The sequence below is a fragment of the Caballeronia sp. LZ032 genome (genome assembly GCF_031451315.1).
Classification (GTDB): domain Bacteria; phylum Pseudomonadota; class Gammaproteobacteria; order Burkholderiales; family Burkholderiaceae; genus Caballeronia.
Genome location: NZ_JARUXP010000003.1, coordinates 417,140 through 438,332 on the forward strand (window position 1 = coordinate 417,140; position 21,193 = coordinate 438,332).

At 65.4% G+C, this 21,193-nt stretch carries 12 protein-coding genes; 3 read left to right on the plus strand and 9 right to left on the minus strand.

Features of this window, described 5'->3' with window-relative positions:
* Window positions 1-45: 45 nt before the first annotated feature.
* Window positions 46-1,908 carry a M85 family metallopeptidase gene (locus QCE69_RS23430; RefSeq protein ID WP_309933275.1) on the plus strand — a complete coding sequence of 621 codons (1,863 nt, stop codon included), beginning with the start codon at window positions 46-48 and terminating at the stop codon, window positions 1,906-1,908.
* A gap of 5 nt (window positions 1,909-1,913) precedes the next feature.
* On the opposite strand, the gene QCE69_RS23435 is transcribed toward QCE69_RS23430, so the two are convergent.
* Both QCE69_RS23435 and QCE69_RS23440 read right to left on the minus strand, forming a co-directional pair.
* Window positions 1,914-6,788 carry a response regulator gene (locus QCE69_RS23435; protein ID WP_309933277.1) on the minus strand — a complete coding sequence of 1,625 codons (4,875 nt, stop codon included), beginning with the start codon at window positions 6,786-6,788 and terminating at the stop codon, window positions 1,914-1,916.
* A gap of 177 nt (window positions 6,789-6,965) precedes the next feature.
* Entirely contained in the window at window positions 6,966-7,754 is a 789-nt protein-coding gene (locus tag QCE69_RS23440) for a substrate-binding domain-containing protein (RefSeq protein ID WP_309933280.1), read from the minus strand.
* A gap of 180 nt (window positions 7,755-7,934) precedes the next feature.
* Here QCE69_RS23440 and QCE69_RS23445 point away from each other — a divergent pair, with 180 nt between their 5' ends.
* On the plus strand, window positions 7,935-8,189 hold the full coding sequence (locus tag QCE69_RS23445) for a DUF6723 family protein (protein WP_309818671.1): 255 nt from the start codon (window positions 7,935-7,937) through the stop codon (window positions 8,187-8,189).
* A gap of 237 nt (window positions 8,190-8,426) precedes the next feature.
* Complete coding sequence (locus tag QCE69_RS23450; RefSeq protein WP_309933282.1) at window positions 8,427-9,830, plus strand: MFS transporter; 1,404 nt, start codon at window positions 8,427-8,429, stop codon at window positions 9,828-9,830.
* A 103-nt stretch (window positions 9,831-9,933) separates the two neighbouring features.
* On the opposite strand, the gene QCE69_RS23455 is transcribed toward QCE69_RS23450, so the two are convergent.
* From QCE69_RS23455 to QCE69_RS23485, 7 genes are all read right to left on the minus strand, one after another.
* Window positions 9,934-10,233 carry a DUF6543 domain-containing protein gene (locus tag QCE69_RS23455; RefSeq protein ID WP_309933284.1) on the minus strand — a complete coding sequence of 100 codons (300 nt, stop codon included), beginning with the start codon at window positions 10,231-10,233 and terminating at the stop codon, window positions 9,934-9,936.
* 62 nt (window positions 10,234-10,295) lie between these two features.
* Window positions 10,296-15,752, minus strand: coding sequence for a helix-turn-helix domain-containing protein (locus QCE69_RS23460; protein ID WP_309933285.1), 5,457 nt, complete (start codon window positions 15,750-15,752; stop codon window positions 10,296-10,298).
* 137 nt (window positions 15,753-15,889) lie between these two features.
* Window positions 15,890-16,315 (minus strand): hypothetical protein, encoded by a 426-nt coding sequence (locus tag QCE69_RS23465; RefSeq protein ID WP_309923503.1) that lies wholly within the window; start codon window positions 16,313-16,315, stop codon window positions 15,890-15,892.
* Window positions 16,316-16,320: 5 nt separating this feature from the next.
* A complete protein-coding gene (locus tag QCE69_RS23470) occupies window positions 16,321-17,643 on the minus strand; it encodes a FliI/YscN family ATPase (RefSeq protein ID WP_309933287.1) in 1,323 nt (440 codons plus the stop codon).
* A complete protein-coding gene (locus QCE69_RS23475; RefSeq protein ID WP_309933288.1) occupies window positions 17,643-19,718 on the minus strand; it encodes a flagellar biosynthesis protein FlhA in 2,076 nt (691 codons plus the stop codon). The genes QCE69_RS23470 and QCE69_RS23475 overlap by 1 nt, the downstream gene beginning before the upstream one ends.
* Before the next feature lies 1 nt (window position 19,719).
* Entirely contained in the window at window positions 19,720-20,460 is a 741-nt protein-coding gene (locus tag QCE69_RS23480) for an EscU/YscU/HrcU family type III secretion system export apparatus switch protein (RefSeq protein WP_309933290.1), read from the minus strand.
* A 6-nt stretch (window positions 20,461-20,466) separates the two neighbouring features.
* Window positions 20,467-21,192 carry a flagellar biosynthetic protein FliR gene (locus QCE69_RS23485; RefSeq protein ID WP_309933291.1) on the minus strand — a complete coding sequence of 242 codons (726 nt, stop codon included), beginning with the start codon at window positions 21,190-21,192 and terminating at the stop codon, window positions 20,467-20,469.
* Window position 21,193: the final 1 nt, after the last annotated feature.

The window sequence follows — 21,193 nt, forward strand, 5'->3', positions numbered from 1 at the left end:
ATGGGCCGAGCGTGTTTATCGAGAATGTCGAGCAGGAGTGAGTTCATGATCGTTTCCGGAGCCAGTACCAGTGCCACGTCCAGCAATGCCGCTCCTACTGCAGATGACGACCAACCGGCGTCTCCCGCTCCGGCGAACCCGCAGCCTGCCGACAACGTCGAATCGTCGGAATCGTCAGAATCGTCGCAGCGATCCCAGCCATCCCCGCCCGGCGATTCACTCGCTTCCGCCGGAGACGGCGAAGCGCCGAAGCCCCCCGGCCAGAAGGATTCCTCTTCGTCATGGGTGCCGACCCAAGCCCAACTGCCCTCCGCCGACGTGGACCTGGCGCGCGTGAAGCGCGAGGACCCCGATCCACCGGCGGCCTCGTCCGACGCCTACGCCGATTACGTGGTCGAAAAAGGCCATGCCAGCCCGTTGAGCGATGCTGAACTCAATGATGCGCGGTGGGGCGCGATACGCGCAGTGCAGAACAGCCACAGCAGGCTGATCGATACGCAGACGGCCGACATGATCGGCAACACCATGCTGGACGCTTTGGACCGGTCGGAGACATTCCGCGACATGGTGAGTTTCGGTCTGCATCAGGGCGGCGAGCGGATCGGGGACATCGGATTCCGGAACCGCTATTACCACACGCCGCAGTTCCGGGGCGATTTCCGCAACATCCGCGAGATGACGTCGATGTATCTACGGCTCAACCCCGCAACAAACATGCCGCTCTCGCTCTACACCAGTGCCCAGCCCAGAACGCCCGAGCAGCCGCCGTACGTGAACATCAGCGCCGCGCCGAATGAGAATTCGACGTACCTGGATGCGTGGCGCGTGGGCCTGGTCCATGAGATCGCCCATCTGACGACGAACTCGCGCGACCCTGACCCGGATGCGCCGCAGACGAGCCTGGGCCCGACCGAGCTGCTCGCGCAGCGGGTGGCAAGGGAGATGGGCTGGCAGACGACGAACTTCACCAGCTATGGTGACAACGCGCGCAGCTACTATCACCAGCAGGTCCAGCGCGCCGCGCTGATCGATGCCGCCGAACGCAATGGGGCGCATGCGCGGGCTTTTTTCGAACGCCTCGATGTGCTCGCCGGGAATCAGGATGCGAGTCCCGACTTTCACGAACTGGGCCAGCCGTGGCCAGGGACCGCCGTCCCGGACCACACGTACTTTCAGCCGGAGCCTGCCGGCGGATCGGCGGGCAATGCGAGTTCCGCCGGGATGATTCCCGACGCCGCGGCGCCGCACAATGTGACTCAGCCGTTACCGGAGCAGCGGCCGAACGAGGACCTTTCGCGCGTGGAGTTCAGTCATGGCGAGCCGTTTCTCTTCCGCTTCGTCGATAGCGCGCCGCTGGGCCCGCCCACGGGCTATCGAAACGCATGGGCGGCATCGAGCGCCAGTTGGGACACGCAGGGCCGCTTCTTTCGCTATGGCAAGCCGGTGGACGGCAATCCGCACACACGGCAATTCGATTTTGACGACGGCAGCAAGGTCGTTATCTGGGCGTACGAGCCTCAACTGGCCGCCAGCGACGCCACCAACTTCACGAAGGGTGCGATAGGCGTTGGCGCGACGGTCGTGGGCGCCGTGGCCGGCGGATTGTCGGCCGGGCCGGTGGGGATAGGGACGGGTGGATCGATCGGCGCGGCCGTGGGCGCCGCGGCGGCGGCCAAGGTTCCTGACGACCGGATCTGGCAGCCCTACTGGATGAATTACTACTACCCGGGCGCGACCAGCCCTTTCTACCGCTCGTACATGTACGCCTGGGACAATGACTCAAAACGCGTGAACCTGCTGGCGAGGCAGGCCAACGCGAACCTTTATCCTGACTATGCGGACAGTGCTCCCGACAATAACTGGAGCTTTTGGCGATGGCGTTCGGGCAGTACGCCGCTGCGTACCTGACTTCGCTATCTCACCGCCGCCGCATTGAGCGCATTGAGCAATGCCAGGGGATCGAACGGCTTGCGCAGATGGATGGCGCCGGGCAGGGCGCGCCGTTCTTCGTCGCTGAGCGAGAGGTCGAAGCCGGTCACGAACACCACGCCGAGCGCCGGCAACTCGCGCGACGCCGCAATGGCCAGCGCCACGCCCGATTCTCCCGCGAGATCGACATCCGTCAGCAGCACTTCGAAGCGCTGCGCGCGCAGCAGCGTCATCGCTTCGTCGACGCTGCCCGCTTCCATCAGGTCGAGACCAAGCGTGCGCAGCAACTCCGCGCTGCTGACGCGCACCAGTTCGTTGTCTTCGACGTACAGCACGCGCATGTGCGCGAGCGCGTCGTCGGTCGGGGCGTCCGGGACGTTTGGTACGGCGTGTCCGGCTGTCTCCGCGGGCTGTGTCTGCTCCGGCCGCTGCCCGAGCACATGGCGAACCTTGCGCGCCAACGCCTCGTGCGTATAGGGCTTGCTCAGCAGATCGATGCCTTCGTCGAGACGTCCGGCGTGCACGATGGCATTGTCCGTATAGCCCGACGTGAACAGCACCACGATGCCCGGCACACGCTCGCGCGCCTTGCGGGCCAGCTCGGTGCTGCGCAAGGGGCCGGGCATGACGACATCGGTGAACAGCAGATCCACCGGCACGCCGCTCTCGACGATCGCCAGCGCACTTTGCGCATCCTTCGCGCGCAGCACGCGATAGCCGAGGTCCGCGAGCAACTCGACGACCGTCGCGCGCACTTCCTCGTCGTCCTCGACGACGAGGATCGTCTCGCTGCCGCCCTTTGCCGGGCCGGCGTCGATGGCAGTTTCGAGATCCTCTTCCTCGCGTGCGCGCGGCAGGTAGATGCGCACCGTCGTGCCGTGTCCTTCCTCGCTGTACACCTTCACGTGGCCGCCCGACTGCTTGACGAAGCCATACACCATCGAGAGGCCGAGCCCCGTGCCCTGGCCTTCGCGCTTGGTCGTGAAGAACGGCTCGAACGCGCGCTCCTGCACTTCCGGCGACATGCCCGCGCCCGTATCCGTCACGGCGACCATCACGTACTGGCCTGGCGCGACATCGGCGTTGCGCAGCGCATAGGCTTCGTCGAGCGACGCGTTGCCCGCCTCGATCGTCAGCCTGCCGTGCGCGTTCATCGCGTCGCGTGCGTTGATCGCCAGATTGAGCAGGGCGTTCTCCACCTGGAACGGATCGACGAGCGTGTTCCACAAGCCGCCCGACACGATGGTCTCGATCTCGATGCCGTCGCCCAGCGCGCGGCGGAACATGTCGTCGAGGCCGCGCACGAAGCGTCCGAGGTTCACGACCTTCGGCGCGAGCGGCTGGCGTCGGCCGAAGGCGAGCAGTTGCGACGCCAGGTTCGCGCCGCGCGCGACGCCCGCCAGCGCGTTGCGCACGCGCTGCTCGGCCTTCTCGCGCCCGGCCACATCCTTGGTCAGCAATTGCAGATTGCCGCCGATCACCTGCAGCAAATTGTTGAAGTCATGCGCGACGCCGCCCGTCAGCTTGCCGATGGCCTCCATCTTCTGCGCCATCCGCAGCGCCTCTTCGGCGTGGCGCAGCGCGTCGGCGGTTTCGCGGTCGGCGGTGACGTCGCGTCCCACGCCATGAATGCGCCGCGTGCGCGGGTCCAGCGCGACGTTCCAGGCAATCCAGCGCCAGCCGCCGTCGTGACGCATCAGGCGGCATTCGTAACGCACGGACAGGCCCATCGAGCGCAGGCGCTCGAGTTGTACGGCGGCGGCGGCGGCATCGTCGGGATGGACGAGATCCATCACCGTGTGCGAATGCAAACGCTGCGAGTCGAAGCCGAGCAGATGCGTCCACGACGGACTCACGCGCAGCAACGCGCCTTCAAAGCTCGCGACATAGAACAGGTCTTCGCTCAGTTCCCAGAGGCGGTCGCGGTCGGCCACGGCATCGGCCACGCGGCGTTCGAGCGTTTCATTGAGATCGCGCAGCGCATCCTGCGCCTTGGTGCGTTCGCTGATCTCGTCCTGCGCGGCCTGAAAGAGGCGCGCATTGTCGATGGCGATGGCCGCCTGCGACGCGATGCCCGCCAGGATCCGCTCCGCGCGCTCGCCGAACACGCCTGCTTCCGGATGCCCGAAGAACAGGCCGCCGAGCACTTCGCCCGTGCGCGAGAGCACTGGCGCGGCCAGATAGCTGCATACGGCGAGATGACCTTTCGGCATGCCGTGATGCGGCGCGTTGTGGCCATAACGCGGGTCTTTCGTGATGTCGTCCGAACGGACGATGCCTTCGCCCCCGAAGGTCGGCCCGAAGACGGCGGTGTTGCGCGGCATCGGGAAGCGGTCGAAGCTGTCCTTCGGCACGCCCGACAGCGTGTAGAGCGTATAGCGCCCGCCCTGTTCATCGATCACGTTGTAGAAGAACGCGCCGAACGCGGCGCCGGTCAGTTCCGTCGCGGCATCGACGACGACCTGCACCGCGCGGCTCAGTTCGAGTTCGCCCGCCACCGTGTTGCCGACGCGGTTCAGGATCTCCAGCGTGCGCGATTCGTCGCGCAGCTTCTGCTCGGTCTCGTGGCGCAGCCGCGCCAGCCGCAGATTGCTCGCGACGCGCGCCAGCAGCTCGCGCGCGGAGAACGGCTTGGTCAGGTAATCGTCGGCGCCGGCTTCGAGACCGCTCACGCGCGCTTCCTCGCCGGCGCGCGCCGACAGCAGCACGACCGGTATCTCGCGCAAGCGCGCGTCCGCCCGCACGGCGCGCAGCAGGCCGAAGCCGTCGAGGCCCGGCATCATCACATCGGAGACGATGACCTCCGGCGGCGCGGCGCGGGCCATCGCGAGCGCCGCCTCGCCGTCCTGCGCGACGCTCACCTCGTGACCCGCCGCGCTCAGCATGCGGCGCATGTAGTCGCGCAGGTCGGCGTTGTCGTCGACGACCAGCACGCGGCCCGGCTCCGCGTCCGCCGGCGTCGGCTCGACGGCGCCTTCCGCGCCCAGCGGCGCGTCTTCCTCGCGCGGCACGGTGTCCGCGTCCGCGCGCTCTTCGGCGTCCGGCATCCAGCGCAGCGCGGCATCCACGTAGGAGCGCGCGCGGGCGCTGGCCTCGGCGGGCGGAGTGACGGGCCGGTCGGACTCATCGGAGTCGGCGTGAATGGCGGGCAGCCGCACCGTGAAGCGCGCGCCGTCGCCCAGCGTGCTCGCGGCCTCGATGGTGCCGCCGTGCAGCTTGACCAGCTCCTGCACCATCGCCAGGCCAATGCCGCTGCCTTCCACCGAGCGTCCCGTCGCGCCCGCGACGCGATGGAAGCGCTCGAACACGCGTCCGAGTTCGTGCTGCGGAATGCCGATGCCGGTGTCGCTCACCGTCATCTCGATGCCATGCTGCGCATGATCGCGCAGCGCGATGCGGATGACGCCGTCGAACGTGAACTTGAGCGCGTTCGACAGCAGGTTCATCACGATCTTTTCCCACATGTCGCGGTCGATGTTCGCGAGCAGCGGCGCGGCCGGCACGTCGATCTCGAGGCGCAGTCCTGCGGTTTCGATCGCCGAGCGGAACAGCGACGCCAGTTCCGCCGTGAAGCGGGCGAGGTCGGTGGGCTGACGGTGCATCTCGATGCGCCCGGCCTCGATGCGCGAGAAGTCGAGCAGGGCGTTGACGAGCTTCAGCAGCCGCAGGCCATTGCGATACATGATCTCGACGAGCCGCCGGTCCTCCACGCCGATGCGCGCCGGGCTCGCGAGCAGCTCTTCGAGCGGACCGAGCATCAGCGTGAGGGGCGTCCTGAACTCGTGGCTGATGTTCGAGAAGAAAGTTGTCTTGGCGCGGTCGATTTCCGCGAGCGCTTCGGCGCGGCGGCGTTCTTCGTCATAGGCGTGCGCATAGCCGATGGCCGCGCCGATCTGCCCGCCCACCAGGTTCAGGAACGCGCGATAGCCTTCGTCGAACAGACGGTAGGGATTCAGCGCGACGATCAGCACGCCCGCCCGGCCCGTCTCGCCCGAAGGCGCGATGGGCACGAGCACGGCGCGGTCCGGCGCGACGTGCCACGCGCCTGTCGGCAGTGCCGTGCCGAAACGCTGCCGCAAGTCAGTGACCACGCACGGCTGGTTGTCGCGCAGCACGCTCGCAAGCGGCCAGGCTTCCGCGCGGGCCGCCGGATGATCGGCGTCGATGCCGCACGCGCCGACCCGCTCGGCGGTCTCGCTGCCTGGTTCGGCCGCGAACAGCAGCGCGAAGGGCATGTCGCGGGATGCGCCTTGCAGCGCGGCGACCGACAGGCTGCACGCGTCGCGCCAGGTGCGGGCGTCGGCGGCGGAGGCGGCGAGTTGGCGCAACACGTGGAGCTGGCGCTCGCCGAGCACGCGCTGGGTGTCGTCGCTGTTCGCGCAGATGATGCCGCCGGTGCCCCCGCGGTCGTCGGGGATCGGGCTGTAGGAGAAGGTGTAGTAGGTTTCCTCCGGGAAGCCGTTGCGCTCCATGATGAGCAGCTTCTGTTCGACGAAGGTGCCTTCGACGCCCGAGCGCGCCGTATCCAGCAGCGGGCCGATGTCGCTCCAGACCTCGCGCCATACCACCGAGGTCGGCTGGCCGAGTGCATGCGGATGCTTGCCGCCGATGATCGACTTGTAGGCGTCGTTGTAGAAGAACAGCAGGTCCGGGCTCCAGCCCACCCAGATGGGCTGGCGCGACGTCAGCATGATGCGGATGGCGGTCTTGAGGCTCTGCGGCCAGTGCTCCGGCGAACCAAGGGCGGTCTGCGTCCAATCCGCCTGACGGATGAGGGCGCCCATTTCGCCGCCTCCCTGGAGGAAGCTCGGGTCGAGCCCGTCGCTCCTCGAATCCGCGATCAGATTGTCAGCTTTCATCGACGGTTGGTCTCCTCGCCCTGTCTCGATGTGGCGACGTGAAAGGTTCAGCGCCAGAGCGCTCGTGCCGCCGCGTGTGAGCACGTCCGGATTTTCGCATGGAACGGGTTTTCAATTCAGGCGCGCGCACGCGTCAGGCCCGTCCGTCAAGGCGCTCAGGGTGCTTGCTCAGGGCACTCAGGGCCCGGCGACCGGATCGAGACCGGTGGCGCGCACCGTATCCTGCACCTGCGGCGAGGCGAGGTAGCGCAACAGCGCGCGCGCTTCGTCGGGATGCTTTGCGCCCACCGGAATGCCGGCGGCGAAGCGCGTGACGGACTGCACCTCCTCGGGAATCCGGCCGACGAACTGCGCGCCCTGCACCGGCAGCAGTTCGCTCACCTGCTGCAGGCCGATCTCGTACTCGCCGTTCGCGACGACCGAGGCCACCGGGATTTTCGGCACCATCCTGGCCTTGGCCTTGACTTGATCTTCGATGCCAAGTTTCCCGAACATCTGGTTCTGGATGTAGACACCGCTTGCGCTGTCCGAATAGGCGATGGACTTCGCGTGCAGCAGCGTCTGTCTGAAAGCCTCCACGCTGCCGATGTCGGGCTTCGGCGCGCCCGCGCGCACCGAGACGCCGATACGGGAATCAGCCAGCTCGACACGCGAATCCGGGATGACCTTGCCTTGCTTGATGAGATCGTCGAGCGCGTAGCCGACCATGATCACCACGTCGGCCTGCTCGCCTCGCGCCAGACGGTTCGGGATGGCTTCGGGCGCCTTGCCCATCGACGGGCCGAGCGCGGTATCGAGGGTATTGCGGGTGGACGCCGCGAACTTCGGGCCGAGGATCTTGTAGGCGGCGGTGAAGCCGCCGGAACTCATCACGTGCAGTTCGGCCGCTTGGACAGCCGTTGCGGCCGTGGCGACGAACGTGCAGACAGCAGTGCAGACAGCAATCTTCCTGAAAAGCATTTTCATGGGCGTCGAACGTAGGGAAGGGGAAGCAGCCGCATTTGAACCCAAAGCGGCGCATCGGCGCAAGCGCCAGCGTGCACCGGCATCGGAACGCAATTTGCAGGACTCGTTCTTGCTGAAGGTGTGGTGCAGCAAAAAGCGATCAACAGACCAGCCGAATTCCCGTCGAACATGTCAAGACCGATGCCCAGGACTCAACCCTTATCAGAAGCAGGCGCGCACGAAGGCTTCGACATCTATGCGTCGTATGTCGTGAATGCGACGGGCATGCATATCGGCACGCTGAAAGTCGTGAGAAAGCGCGACAAGCGAGTGCTTTATCCCTTCGACGGTTGCGAGACCATCGGCCCGTTCGAATCGAGCGAGGATGCGCGGCACGCGGCGGAAGCGCTGGGCGTGCGCATCGTCGAGGCGGATATCGCGAATCCCGAACCCTGAAGGCACTGCACATTGTCCTGCGACATCCATCGCCAAGCCGCCGACGCAGTAAGAAGCGCCGCGTCATGCGTGGCCGGGCGGCAAGTTTGGCGCGTGTGATGGGGAAAACCCCAGCGCGGCGATCGTCCTAGGACATGCGGCCTCTGCCGCATGCGTCTGTATCTTGAAGTTCAAGGCGGTGCAGGGCGCGCGAATCCGCGTGCGGCACCGGGCTACTGACGCATCGGGAAGACGACCATGAGCGAACAGCACCTCACTACGCGGCAAGGCCATCGGGCGCAGCAGTTTCACGCGCCATCGCGCGGACCGATCCGGCGCGCGATGGCAGCCTCGGCCATCGGCAATGCAACCGAATGGTTCGACTACGGCATCTATAGCTACGGCCTCACCTATATCTCGGCGGCGCTGTTCCCCGGCAGCACGGCACAGGCCACGCTGTTCGCGCTCGCTGCTTTCGCGATCTCGTTCCTCGTGCGCCCGCTCGGCGGACTGTTCTGGGGGCCGCTCGGCGACCGGCTCGGCCGCAAGCATGTGCTGGCGCTGACCATCCTCATCATGTCGATGGCCACGCTGCTCGTCGGCCTGTTGCCTTCCTATGCGAGCGTGGGTTTGTGGGCGCCGGCGGCGCTGGTCGTGCTGCGCATGATCCAAGGGTTTTCGACCGGCGGCGAATATGGCGGCGCGGCCACTTTCATGGCCGAGTACGCGCCGGATCATCGGCGCGGCTTCTGCGGCAGCTTCCTCGAATTCGGCACGCTCGCGGGCTTCTCGCTCGGCGCATTGCTGATGCTCGGCTGCTCGGTGCTGCTCGGCAATGACGCGATGCACGCATGGGGCTGGCGTCTGCCGTTCCTGGTCGCGGCGCCGCTCGGGCTGATCGGGCTGTATCTGCGTTCGAAGATGGAAGACACGCCGGTATTCCGCGAATGCGCCGAAGCGGCGGAGCGTGAGACGCATGCGGGCTTGCCGTTGCGCGAGCTGTTCGCGCAGTACTGGCGGCCGCTGCTGCAACTGGGCGGTCTCGTGGTGGCGCTGAACGTCGTCAACTACGTGCTGCTCGCCTACATGCCGACGTTCATGAAGAAGGAACTCGGCATGAGCGACAACCTTTCGTTGCTGCTGCCCCTGCTCGGCATGCTGTCGATGATGGTGCTGCTGCCGTTTGCCGGGTTGTTGTCGGACCGGATCGGACGCAAGAAGGTGTGGTGGCTGTCGCTGGTGGGCATCTTCGTCGCCGCCGTGCCGATGTTCTCGCTGATGTCGCATGGCATCGCGGGCGCGCTGATCGGACTGGCGGTGCTGGGGCTGCTCTATGTGCCGCAATTGGCGAGCATCTCGGCGATGTTCCCCGCCATGTTCCCGACGCAGGCGCGCTATGCGGGCATGGCGATCGCCTATAACGTGTCGACCTCGCTCTTCGGCGGCACGGCGCCGATGGTCACCGACTGGCTCATCGGCCGCACCGGCAGCACGCTGGTCCCGGCGTATTACATGATGGGCGCGTGTGCGGTCGGCGCCGTGGCGTTGCTGTTCGTGACGGAGACGGTGGGATGCTCGTTGCGCGGCCGGGAGATCCCGGGGCAGGGCGAGGGGCGGCAAGAGGAGTCGATTGAAGCGTTGGGGGAGCACACGCACGCGTGACAGGTGTGTCTGAGCTGTTGCTTCGATTGCGCGAAACGGCTCCGACGTTAGCCAACCCGTCAGAAGCGCAGGAATTCCGCGATTCTCCGCATCTGACGGCCCGTCAGTTCGGGACCCTTGCCGGTGAGATAGGTGCCCCCTTCAGACCTGTGTCCAGATCGACTTCCCAGTTGCCCTTATCATTGATGTGCATCTTGGGTGCATTGGGCGAGCTTTCACGCGGCTCAATCTGCCAGCGATGAGCGGTGTCGTTCCAGTCCACCGGGTAGGTCTTGCCGTCCTGCTGGATGTGATGCTGGCCGCCTTCGTCGCGATACAGGCCGCGGTCGTCCGGATCAGGGGTGAGCTTGCCGGAGGGTGAACGTGAATAGTCCTCGGGCACCAGTGGGATGCCTGCCGTCAAGCCTGGGCCAAGTCCACCTTTTGGCTTGGGCGCGCGCTTCGACCAAGATTTCGACAATCCCGCTAGAAGCCCGCGAATTCCGCGATCCTCTGCATCTGTCTTGCCGTCAGTTCGGGACCATTGCCGGTGAGAAAGGTGAGAATCATCTCCGGCGTGATGTCTGAATAACCTCGGGCAGTCAATTCTGCTTGCAGACTTTGTGGTGCGGGGCTGTTCCCGTCGAGCCAGGCATCGATTGAGTCGGCCTCTGCTTTACTCAGTTTTGTATGGTCTTCGGAGAATTGCTGGAGCTGCTTGCTTCCCCAGGAAGTCTCAGGTTCTGGGGGAGCAACATGTTCTGGTTGCGTGGCGCCGGCGGTTCCCGTCTGAGTCTGCCCGGTATCGCCCGGACCGGCGTCCGTGCGCTGCCGCTTCGCCGGCGGTTCGCCCGCATCTCGCACGTTGCCTGACTCATATCGTCCGGCCCCGGCTCGCATGTGTTCGATCACATCTTCCGGCACGCCGGTTTGCTCGCTGATCAGCCAGTTCGGCTCGCCTCGATCAAGGCTACGCAAGATGTCGGCGCGTTGCATTCCGGTGACGGGATAAGTGAGCTGATCGGTCGTGCCTCCCGGCTGAATTCTCCACGGTCTGTCCTGCGTTATTTTGTAAGTCGGAAGGTGTTCTTTTCTCGCATATCGCAACCCCGCGCGAAGAGCCGCGATCTCTTCACCGTCAGTAAATTTGTCGGCGACCTCCTGCAGCGGTCTGCCTTGCGTAAGCTCAGCGTATATGGCGGCGCCGCGCGCCATATAGATATTCTCTATCTCTCCTGGGATTCGCTGAGGTATTACCTCTCCGCTGTCGCTCATATAGTGTTCCACCCAAGCCTCGGCTGTGCCTTCGCCAAGGCCGAGTCTGCGCTCGATCTCAGGAAAGGCGTAGCCGCGCTCGTAGAGTTCAAAAGCGTGTCGGTATTGATGCATGCGGCCCGCATTTGCCCCCTGCGCCTCCTGTACTGTGGAAGCAGTTGACGGGTGTTGCGCGGTCCGGCTGGTTCCCGGTTGGGGTTTGTGCGCGGTCCCGCTGGTTCCCGGTTGGGGTTCCGGTGCGGTGCCGCTGGTTTCGGGATGGGGCTGCTGGGTGCCGCCGGGTTCGACAGCCGAGTGCAACTGCTGCGCCGGCGCTCCAGCCGGATCGGGCGCATTACCGGTCTGAATCCATTCGTGTGCCTGAGGAAAGTATTGCCCGTTCCTGGCCTTGATCTGCTCGACCCAGCCTGGCGGCAAGCCGGTATCCTTGCTGATTTCCTCCGTTGATTTGCCTTGCTTGATTCCCTCGTTGACTTTGGCGCTTTGCTCATCGGTCATGGGAATACGAATCTGATTTGGCGCGCGTTCCGGTTGGCTTTGCACAGGCATGTCTTGCGCAATTCGCCAAGGCCTTTCTCGTGGAATTACATCGGTCGGAAAGTGACAGGTTTCCGCGTACCACATTGCGTTGCGATAAGCCGCCAGCGCGTCACCGTGGGTGAATTTGTTTGCGACTTCCGTCAGCGATCTGCCTCGATAGAAGTCTCTGTACATTAGCGAGGAGTGGTTTCTATAAAACGGGTCTTCCATTCCTCCAATTCGTACAGGCCCTAGATCACCGCTTTTGAGCGCATATCTTTCAATGTACCGCTTGACTGTTGCGCGGCTGACGTGGAGTGCGTCCGCGATTTCGGTCAGGTTTTGCCCGCGCTCGTAGAGATCGAAAGCCTGTTTGTAGAACGCAAGAATCCCGCTCCGAGGCACGCCGCCCTGCAATCCCGTATCGAGATTGACTTCCCAGTTGCCCTTCTCGTTGAGACGCATGTTGGGGGAATTGGGTGAGCCTTCACGGGGCTCCATTTGCCAGCTATGAGTGTTTTCGTTCCACTTCACCGGATACGTCTTGCCGTCCTGCTGAATGTAGTTCTGGCCGCCTTCGTCGCGATACAGGCCGCGGTAGTTCGGATCGGGCGTGAGCTTGCCGGAGGGTGGTCGCGCGTATTCTTGGGGCACCAGCGGGATGCCCGAGGTAGAACCGGATGTGGCGGCCGTGCTGCCCGGTACCGGCGTGGTGATTTCGGGTTTCGGGGCATTGGCGGATTCGTCTTTTGCATTGCCTTCACCGGGCTTGACCTCTTCTTTGAGCTTCGGCTCTTCACCGGGCTTGACCCCCTCAGCGGGCTTGACCGTTTCGGAAGGCTTGAACCCGGAGCCAGCCTTGCTTTCGCTGGATCCGCCGAATTTCGGGAGCTTTGCCTCGCCCAGCATGCTCCCGACCAACGCCGAAGCGAAGTCGATGCCCTGTCTGGCCCATTCGGGAAGCGATTGGGCCGGCACGATGTAGTCGACGAGCAGATTCACGCCCGGGATGAGGCCCACGAAGAAGCGGCCGAGGCCATCGTCGAGCTGCTGCCGCCAGAGCGGCAGCGGCGGGGTGTGCGCATCAAGATACGAGGTTTCAATGGGCCCGTGCTGGGATGCAGCGTGATACATATTCATGGCATCGAGAATGCTGCGGTTCTCCAGTTGATAGCGATACAGCAGATCGCCACCGAAGTTGCCCATGCGCAGGTTATCGATGTTGGTCTGCGTGGGATCGGGCGGCAGCGGCGGGAGCACGGGTGTGCGGTGGAAGGGGTCGCTTTGCAGGGCTGAGATCGCCCATTCGGCTTTTTTGGTCGCATCGGCGGACCACTCGCGCAGGGGCTTGAAGTCGTCGGGCGATTTGCTCAGGCGGTACTGGAATTCCTGCGCGTTGCGTTCGGAGTTCAGGCCATGGTTCATGAACCAGTTCAGACGCTCGAATGAACTCGTGTTGTCGAGGCCGCTCTCGGCGCTGGCGACCCACATCCCCTTGGCCTCAGCCAAGGCCTGATTGATTTCCTTATCGGCCTGTTTCCACTGCTCCTGCACGTGTGAGCGCTCCTGGTCGACGAAGGTGGCAATCTGCGCCTGCATGACATGGCGCAGGTCAGCGGCCTGTTCGAAGATGCGCGCTCGCTCTTCCGCGGTGGCGGCCTGGTTGAACTGCTGCCCCATCCGGGCGAGCAGATCGACTTGCTGCATGCCGGCGGCGCCGAGATAGACGGAGCCGAAGGGCTTGTTGAAGGCCATCTGCACGCGAGCGTTCGGATCAACCATGGCTTGCAGATAGGCTCGGCTGATCGGATCGATGACGTCGGTGCGCACCGCATGAGCGATCTTCTCGCGCTGCTCCTCGGTAATGGCGGCGTTGTAGTAGGTGGTGCCCGCGGCGAGCGCGCCGCGATGGAAGTCGTGTTGCTGTGAGGGCAAGGCTTCCACCTCTTGATTGGCCTGAATGGCCTGCTGCTCGAAGCCGATGGCCCCGGAATCCGCGCTGCGCAGCGAGTCGCGCTGAAGTCCGGCCAGGCTGTTGGCGTTTGCGGCGTCGTCAGGGATGGAGGGGTTCTTGTCGAGACGCGAGAGCAATTGCGTCGCTTCGGTGTTCGAGAGCGTGACAGGCTTGACCGCGTTGGCGGCAGCGGCCGCCGCCAGCGCGGGATCAGGCGCTGGCGGCTTGGGTCCGCCTATCGTCTCCACTGTGCTCACGGGGGGTGACGATGCGGAGGCGGCGCCCTGTGTGGTTCCGTCGGAAGACGATTTCGACCTTTCGTTGGCGATGTCCGACGTGATGTTGACGGCCGACTGCATCAAGCTCGTGTCAGGGGCCAGGATCGGAAGTAGCGGCGCGGTTGGCAGGGGCTGAGTGTGGGCATCGAGATATTGCCCCTTCTCAAGCGCGGGGCTCGAGGCGGCGCGAACCATTTCCTCCGCATCGAGGATGCGGCGATCTTCCTGTTGATAGCGGTACAGCATATCGGCACCGAAGTTGCCCATGCGCGAGTGCTCGGTGGTGGTTTGCGTGGGATCGGGGGGCAGCGGCGGAAGCACGGGCGCGCGGCGGAACAAATCGCCATGCAACGCTGAAGTCGCCCAGGTGGCTTTCTCGATTGCTTCGGCGGACCAGTCGTGCAACTGCTTGAAGTCGTCGGGCGTCTGGCCCAGACGGTACTGGAACTCCTGCACGTTGCGCTCGGAGGTCAGGCCGTTGGCCATGAACAAATGCAGGCGCTCGAAGGCGCTTGTGTCCCTGTAACCGCTCCCGGCGCTGCCGAACTGCATCCCGGCGACGTAGGCCAAGGCCTTGTCGATTTCCTGATCGGCCTGTTGCCACTGACTCTCCAGCTGTGAGTGTTGCTGATTGATGAAGGAAGCAATCTGCGACTGCATGGTATGGCGCAGGTCAGCGGCTTGTCCGAAGATGCGCGCGCGTTCTTGCGATGTGGCGGCCTGATTGAACTGCCTTCTCATTTGGGCGAGCTGATCGTTTTGCAACTGGCCGGGGGTGCCGAGATAGCTCAAGCCGAAGGGATCGCTGAAAGTCTGCTGCACGCGGGCCATCGGGTCGGCCATGGCCTGCTGATAAGCGTCGTGGAGCGGCTCGAAGACTGTGGTGCGCACGGATTCCGCAATGCTCGCGCGCTCGGCTGAAGTGGCGGCGGCGTTGTAGCGAGAGGCGCCCTGGGCGAGGGCATCGCCATAGTGCGCGCGCTGATCGGAGGACAAGGATCCAAGCTGCTGGTTCGCAAGGGTGGTCTGCTGTTCGAAGCCGATCGCCGCGGGGTCCGCGCCGCGCAGTGCATCGCGCTGATAGGCGGCGAGGAGTCTGGCGTTCTGGGCGTCGTTGGGGCCGGAGGTGTCCTTGTCGAGAGGAAGGAGCAATTGCGTCGCTTCGACGTTGGTGAGTTTCGACGGGGCGGAGGTTGGTGCGTTCGTTGCCGTGTTCGTTGATGGGTTCGCAGGCTGAGCGGGCGATGACGTGGACTGATTGGCGGGAGTGATCGTTGTGGTCACTTTGTTCGTCGGTTCTTTCTCCGTTATCGTGAGCTCCCCTGCGGACGCAGTGGTCTGCGTGGAGGATGCGCCATTCGAGCCGTTGCCAGTTGACGGAGCAGGCGATGCTGTCGGTTGACTGGAGGTCGTCGAGTTCGCTGCCGTGCTCGCAGACGGGGTCTGCGTGGAGGTTGCGTTACCGGTCCCGTTTCCAGATGATGGAGCAGACGATTGCGGCGGTGGGTTGGAGGTTGCCGTGTTCGTGTTCTTATCCGTGGTTGCCGTGTTCGCAGACCGCGTCTGCGACGATCCGGACTGCCCTCCGGACGTATCAGTCAGCGTGGAAGCAGCATTACCGGTTTCGTTGCCAGGTGATGGAGACGGTGTGTTGGAGGTCGTGTTCGTGCCGGCCGTGTCGGCAGGCGGAATCTGCGACAACGTGGATTGTCCTTGAGACGGATCCTTCTGCGTGGAGGAAGGGTTCTCGGCGTCGTTGCCATCGGTCTGCGGGGACTGCGCGTTATCAGTGTCGTTGCCGGTCGAAGAGGGGGGCGGGTCGCTTGTCGAGTTGTTGTTGGTGGACGTGGTGTCGTCGTTGCCGTCATACTGCTGGGTGGAACTGGACGATGATGAACTGACGTTCGATACAGCCATTTCTGTGCTCCTGACAAGAACATGAACGTCGCCCGATAAGCGCCATTTTCTTGGAGCGTTGGGGCAATGCGAGTCAATAGTGTCCCTGTCAGTCGCCTTACGCGGGTGATGCAGCAATATCTTGCAAACGCCGCCGTTCAATCTTGCCCGCGTGCTTTCATCCGGACTTCCCGCAAGCGCACACGAGCATCGTCCCTGGCGTGCATCTCGCGCCGCAATGCCGCGCGGATCGCGTGCGCTTCACGGAGGGCGGCGGCCAGACCTTCCCTCGCCGTATCCGCTTCGCGCGCCAGCACGGCCTCCCGCTGCCGATGCCGCTCACGCGCATGACGCCACATCTCCGGACCATGCGGTCCGCTCGCGCGCCAGTCCTGAAGTCCCGCCAGCTGAGCGGCGTGCAGTTCGCATTGCCCGATGGCGTGACCAAGCGCCGTCTGTGCGCTCTGCACGTCGCGTTGCGCCCGCGCAAGCTCGCCCAGCCGGCGCTGCACGCGCACGTCGCGGACCCGGCTCAGCACCGTCCAGAGCCGCAGGTGGCGCGACGCAGCAGACGAAGCGCTCATTCCCGTCAACCTTGACCTGCGCACAGCGCACGCAGTGCCGCGAGCGTGTCATCGAACGGGACGTGAGCGTTCGGGGGCTGCCGCAGGAACGCGTTGATGGCCGGATGACGTGCGATGGCAAGATCGCCGGCCGGATCGCTGCCGGCCTTGTATTCGCCGATTTGCAGCAGCAGTTCGAGATCCTGATAACGCGCGAGCCATTCGCGCACGCGCTGGGCATCGGCCTGATGCCAGTCACGCGTGACGCGCGGCATGAGACGGCTCTTGCTCCGCAGGATATCGATGGCCGGATAATGCCCGGCCGCGCCCAGCCGCGCGGCAAGCTGGATATGTCCGTCCAGCAGCGAGCGCGCTTCCTCGACGATCGGATCCGTCGCGTCCTCGTCCTCGGCCAGCACGGTGAAGAACGCGGTCACGCTGCCGCTCGCCGTGAGCCCGCTCATCTCGATGATGCGCGGAAGTTCGGCGAATACACGTGGGGGGTAGCCGCGGCGCACCGGCGGCTCGCCCACCGCGAGTCCCACTTCGCGCAGTGCCCGCGCATAACGGGTCAGCGAATCGAACAGCAGCACCACACGCTGGCCCCGCGCGCGCAAACCGCTCGCGATTTCACAGGCGAGCTGCGACGCGCGGATACGTTCGGCAGCGGGACGATCGGACGTCGACGCCACCACGACAGACCGTTCGCGCGCGCTGCCCAGATGATCGTGCACGAACTCGGCCACCTCGCGGCCGCGTTCGCCGATCAGCGCGACCACGACGGCATCGGCGCGCGCCCCGCTCGCGATCATGCCCATCAGCGTGCTCTTGCCGCCGCCCGCCGTCGCGAAGATGCCGACGCGCTGTCCGACGCCACAGGTCAGCAGACCGTCGATGGCGCGCACGCCGGTCACGAACGGCTCCGCGATCAGCGGGCGTTCGAGCGGATTGATGGTCGCCAGCGCTTCGTTGCGCCCGCCTGGGCGCGGGGCGACGGGCGGCATGCCGTCGAGCGGCTGGCCGAGGCCGTCGATCACGCGGCCGAGCACGCTGCGGACATCCAGCCGGTGCCACTCGAGCCCGCAGCCTTCGACGCGCGTGATGTCCGACAGCCCGTTGAGCCCGGCATAGGGCATCACCAGCGCTCCGTCCGGCGTGAAGCCGACGACTTCGCCGCTGTGCTGTTCGAACGTATCCGGCCGCACGAGGCGGACTTTTTCGCCGATGCGCAACGAAGCGCCCACCACCCGCACGACCACCCCGCGCACTTCCACCACGCGGCCGGACAGGGTCGGAGAATCGAGCAGCGAAGGCAGCGCTTGTGCCTGGTTTGCGATGTCCCCGGCCATCACGACCTCGAGAAAGTGAAGATGTTGCGGACCTGGTAGACATCGCGCGGAATCTCTTCGATCGCGACCACCTCCATGCGGATGCCGAGCGTCTGGAACACGCGGGCCATATGCGGGCGCAAGGTCGCCGACGTGACCAGCAAATGCACCGTGCGCGCCTGCATGCCGAGCACGCGCCGCACGGTATCGAGTTGCGTGAAGTCGAGCGGACAGTACGGCTCGCCGTCCCGAGCGCGCTGGATGCTGGCTTCGAGTTCGGCTTCCCACTCAGGCTCCAGCACGCCGCCCTGGATCTCCCAGGTTTCGAGGTTCGCGTGCCCGCGCACGATCTGCGGCCCGAGTTCGATACGAACCTCCCGCACCATGCGGTCGAGTGTGTGCTCATGCGTGGGCGCGCGCAGGATCGCTTCGAGGATGCCGCGCAGATTGCGGATCGACACGTGCTGCTGCAGCAGTTGCCGGAGCACGGCGGCGAGCTGCACTGTCGTCACGCGTTGCTCGATCTGCGCCACCAGCTCGCGGAACTCGCCGCCGATGCGATCGAGCAGGAAGCGCGCTTCCTGCGTGCCCATCAGGCGCGGCGCGCAGCGCTCGAATACTTCGACCAGATGCCCGCTGAGCGCGGCCTCTGGCGTGTGCGTCGTGAACACGGCAGGATCGAGCCGGCTCGCCGCGGCGGTGGGCACCCAGACGGCTTTCTCCGCACCCAGCCGATAGCCCGCGACGCCCTCCATCGTGACGTCGGCGGCGCGGCCGCTCACCAGCAGATGATCGGGCAACAGCGTGCCGCTCGCGAAGGCGACGTCGTCCACGTCGACGAGATAGCGGTCGGGTACGAGCCGCGCATCGAGCACGCAGGACAGGCCCGGAAACGGCAAGCCGAGCCGCGCGTTCAGGTCATGACGCAGCCCCGCGAGCACGCGGTTGAGCGCCTCCGGATGCAGCGCTTCGAAGGCGCGCGCGCCCACCCGCAGGCGCAGCGCGGCGCTTGTGCCGGTCTCGGCGTCGTCGAGCAGATTCGGCACGCGCCGGCTGCCGTCGCGTGCGAGTGCGGGCATCGGCGCGAGGGCGTTGGCGTGCCCCTGTCGCGACTTGCGCGTCAGCAGCCAGCCAAGACCGCCGAACAGCGCGGCAAGCAGCGCGAACTGGAGATGCGGAAAGCCGGGAATCAGCGCGAGCGCCAGGCAGCACGCGCCGGCCATCAGCAGCGCATGCGGCTGGAGCGTCAACTGGCGATACAGATCCGCGCCGAGATTGGTCGCGCCGCTCGCGGGCGACACACGCGTCACCAGCAGGCCCGCCGACACCGACACGATCAGCGAAGGAATCTGAGAAACCAGGCCGTCACCGATGGTGAGGATCGTATAGACCTGCAAGGCCTCGCTGAACGGCAGGTTGCGCTGAAGCATGCCGACCGCGAGCCCGCCGACGATGTTCACCAGCGCCACCACGAAGCTCGCGATGGCATCGCCCTTGACGAACTTCATGGCGCCGTCCAGCGAGCCATAGAAGTAGGTCTCGCGCTCGAGTCCGGCGCGCAGTTGCGCGGCCTGCTCGGCGGTGATCTGGTTGCTGCGCAGGTCGGCGTCGATGCTCATCTGGCGGCCGGGAATGCCGTCCAGCGTGAAGCGGGCGGCCACTTCGGCGATGCGGTCGCCGCCCTTCACCACGACGATGAACTGAATGGCGCACAGCACGACGAACACCACCACGCCGACGGCCACGTTATTGCCCGCGACGAGTTCGCCGAACGCGGAGATGACGTTGCCGGCGTGCGCATGGACCAGGATCATCTTGGTCGAGGCGATGGCGAGCGCGAGCCGCAACAGCGTGGTCATCAGCAGCAGCGCGGGGAAGCCCGGCAGGTCCGCCGCGCGCGACACGTAGATGCTGGAGAACAGCATCACGAAGCTGGCGCAGAAGCTCACGCCGATGAACAGATCGAGCAGGAACGGCGGCACCGGCAGGATCAGCAGGGCGATCACGCAGATGAAGCCGGCGGCCAGCGCCACGTGGGCATAGCGCGCGAGCAGGCCGGGCAGCGCGTGCAGACGGAAGGATGTGGAAGCAGACATGTTATTGGTTCAGTTCTCGGTGAAAGGCGCGGCGGCGGTCCTTGAAGTGGCGGTCGCCGTTGTCGTCGCGTTGTTCGCGCTTGATCTCGTCCTTGTCCATGCGCAGACGGCGAACGTGCAGCACGCGCTGCAAGGCGTAGTCGGCGGCGGCGGGCGCAATTTGCAGCAACGCCGCGAGCAGCAGCAGGCGGCCGTACTCGCCCGCTGCCAGACTCATCTGCGCGCGGGGTGCGAGCGCATGCGACGCGGTGAGCATCGCCATCCAGCCGGACAGCGCCTGCCATGCCAGAAAGCCGAGCAGCACGAGCTGCACGAGCATGATTCCGATGTCGACCAACAGCCTCAGGCCGAACAGATTCTTGAATCCCTCGATCGGATTGAGGCGCTTGAAATCCGGCGAAACGCGCTTGAACGCAATCAGGCCGCGGGTTTGCGCCAGCTCGGGGATGATGACGGTCATCAGCCCCATGCCCGCCATCGCGAGCGCGGCCTGGCCCGGTTCGATGAGCGCGCCGAGCACCTCGTGGACGGTCGAATCGAACGGGCGGCTCAGGTCGATGGCGGTCACGGTCACGATCATGTTGACGAACGCCACGAACACGTTGGGCGCCTGCACCGCCAGCAACAGCCACCACAGCAGACCGCTGGCGGTCGTGGTCAGCTGCACGCTCTTGGGGATGTCGCCGTCCTTGCGCGCGCGGTGCAGGCGCCGGGGACTGGGCTTGACGGTTTTTTCGCTCATTGCGCGTTACCTCAGCACCAGGGAATGCGCGAACAGGTCGGCAAGACGGCTCAGCACAGCCGGGACGCATGACGCCGCGGCGAACGAGAGCACCATCGCCTTGATCGAGCGCGCGGTGGAGAAGGGGTTGAGGCGCTTCGCGTGACGCGCGGCCAGTCCCAACGACAGGTCCGCCAGCACCATCAGCCCGAGCAGCGGCGCCGCCAGTTGCAGGCCCTGCACGAACAGCGCGGGCAGCCGGGCAAGGGCGAGGCTTTGGTAAAGGCGCGCGACGCCATCGCCGTAAGGGCCCCCAGGCGGCCAGAGCGACCAGGCATCGGCGAAGAAGCCGCACAGCATCACGAGGCCCGTGCCCGTGAAGAACGTCAGCGCGGCGAACTGCGTGAAAAGCGTCTCGAAGAGCGCGCTTTCCTGCTGGAAGTTGGGGTCGTACACGGCGGCCACCGTGTAGCCGCCTTGCTGGTCGAGGATGCCGCCCGCCGCGCCCGCCACGAAGAAGACCACGCTCATGGAGAGTCCCTGCGCGAGACCAATGAGCGCTTCCATCATGCTCGCGCCGAGCAGGTCGGCAGGCAGGCCCGCGTGCGCGGGCAGCATCGCGAACATCAGCACGAGCGGCACCCGCAGCGTGACGCCGAGGCCGCCGTCGTTGCCGAACGGAACCATGCTCAGCGCCACGGCAGGCCGGATCATGCAGAACGCGAAGCCCATGAATTGATCGAGTGTGTTCATG

Bases quoted from the DNA above. Each gene is read 5' to 3' on its own strand.
- QCE69_RS23470 (WP_309933287.1), bottom strand. From the start codon at position 17,643: ATGGCCGGGGACATCGCAAACCAGGCACAAGCGCTGCCTTCGCTGCTC.
- QCE69_RS23480 (WP_309933290.1), bottom strand. From the start codon at position 20,460: ATGAGCGAAAAAACCGTCAAGCCCAGTCCCCGGCGCCTGCACCGCGCG.
- QCE69_RS23445 (WP_309818671.1), top strand. From the start codon at position 7,935: ATGCCCAGGACTCAACCCTTATCAGAAGCAGGCGCGCACGAAGGCTTC.
- QCE69_RS23485 (WP_309933291.1), bottom strand. From the start codon at position 21,192: ATGAACACACTCGATCAATTCATGGGCTTCGCGTTCTGCATGATCCGG.
- QCE69_RS23450 (WP_309933282.1), top strand. From the start codon at position 8,427: ATGAGCGAACAGCACCTCACTACGCGGCAAGGCCATCGGGCGCAGCAG.
- QCE69_RS23475 (WP_309933288.1), bottom strand. From the start codon at position 19,718: ATGTCTGCTTCCACATCCTTCCGTCTGCACGCGCTGCCCGGCCTGCTC.
- QCE69_RS23465 (WP_309923503.1), bottom strand. From the start codon at position 16,315: ATGAGCGCTTCGTCTGCTGCGTCGCGCCACCTGCGGCTCTGGACGGTG.
- QCE69_RS23435 (WP_309933277.1), bottom strand. From the start codon at position 6,788: ATGAAAGCTGACAATCTGATCGCGGATTCGAGGAGCGACGGGCTCGAC.
- QCE69_RS23440 (WP_309933280.1), bottom strand. From the start codon at position 7,754: ATGAAAATGCTTTTCAGGAAGATTGCTGTCTGCACTGCTGTCTGCACG.
- QCE69_RS23430 (WP_309933275.1), top strand. From the start codon at position 46: ATGATCGTTTCCGGAGCCAGTACCAGTGCCACGTCCAGCAATGCCGCT.
- QCE69_RS23460 (WP_309933285.1), bottom strand. From the start codon at position 15,752: ATGGCTGTATCGAACGTCAGTTCATCATCGTCCAGTTCCACCCAGCAG.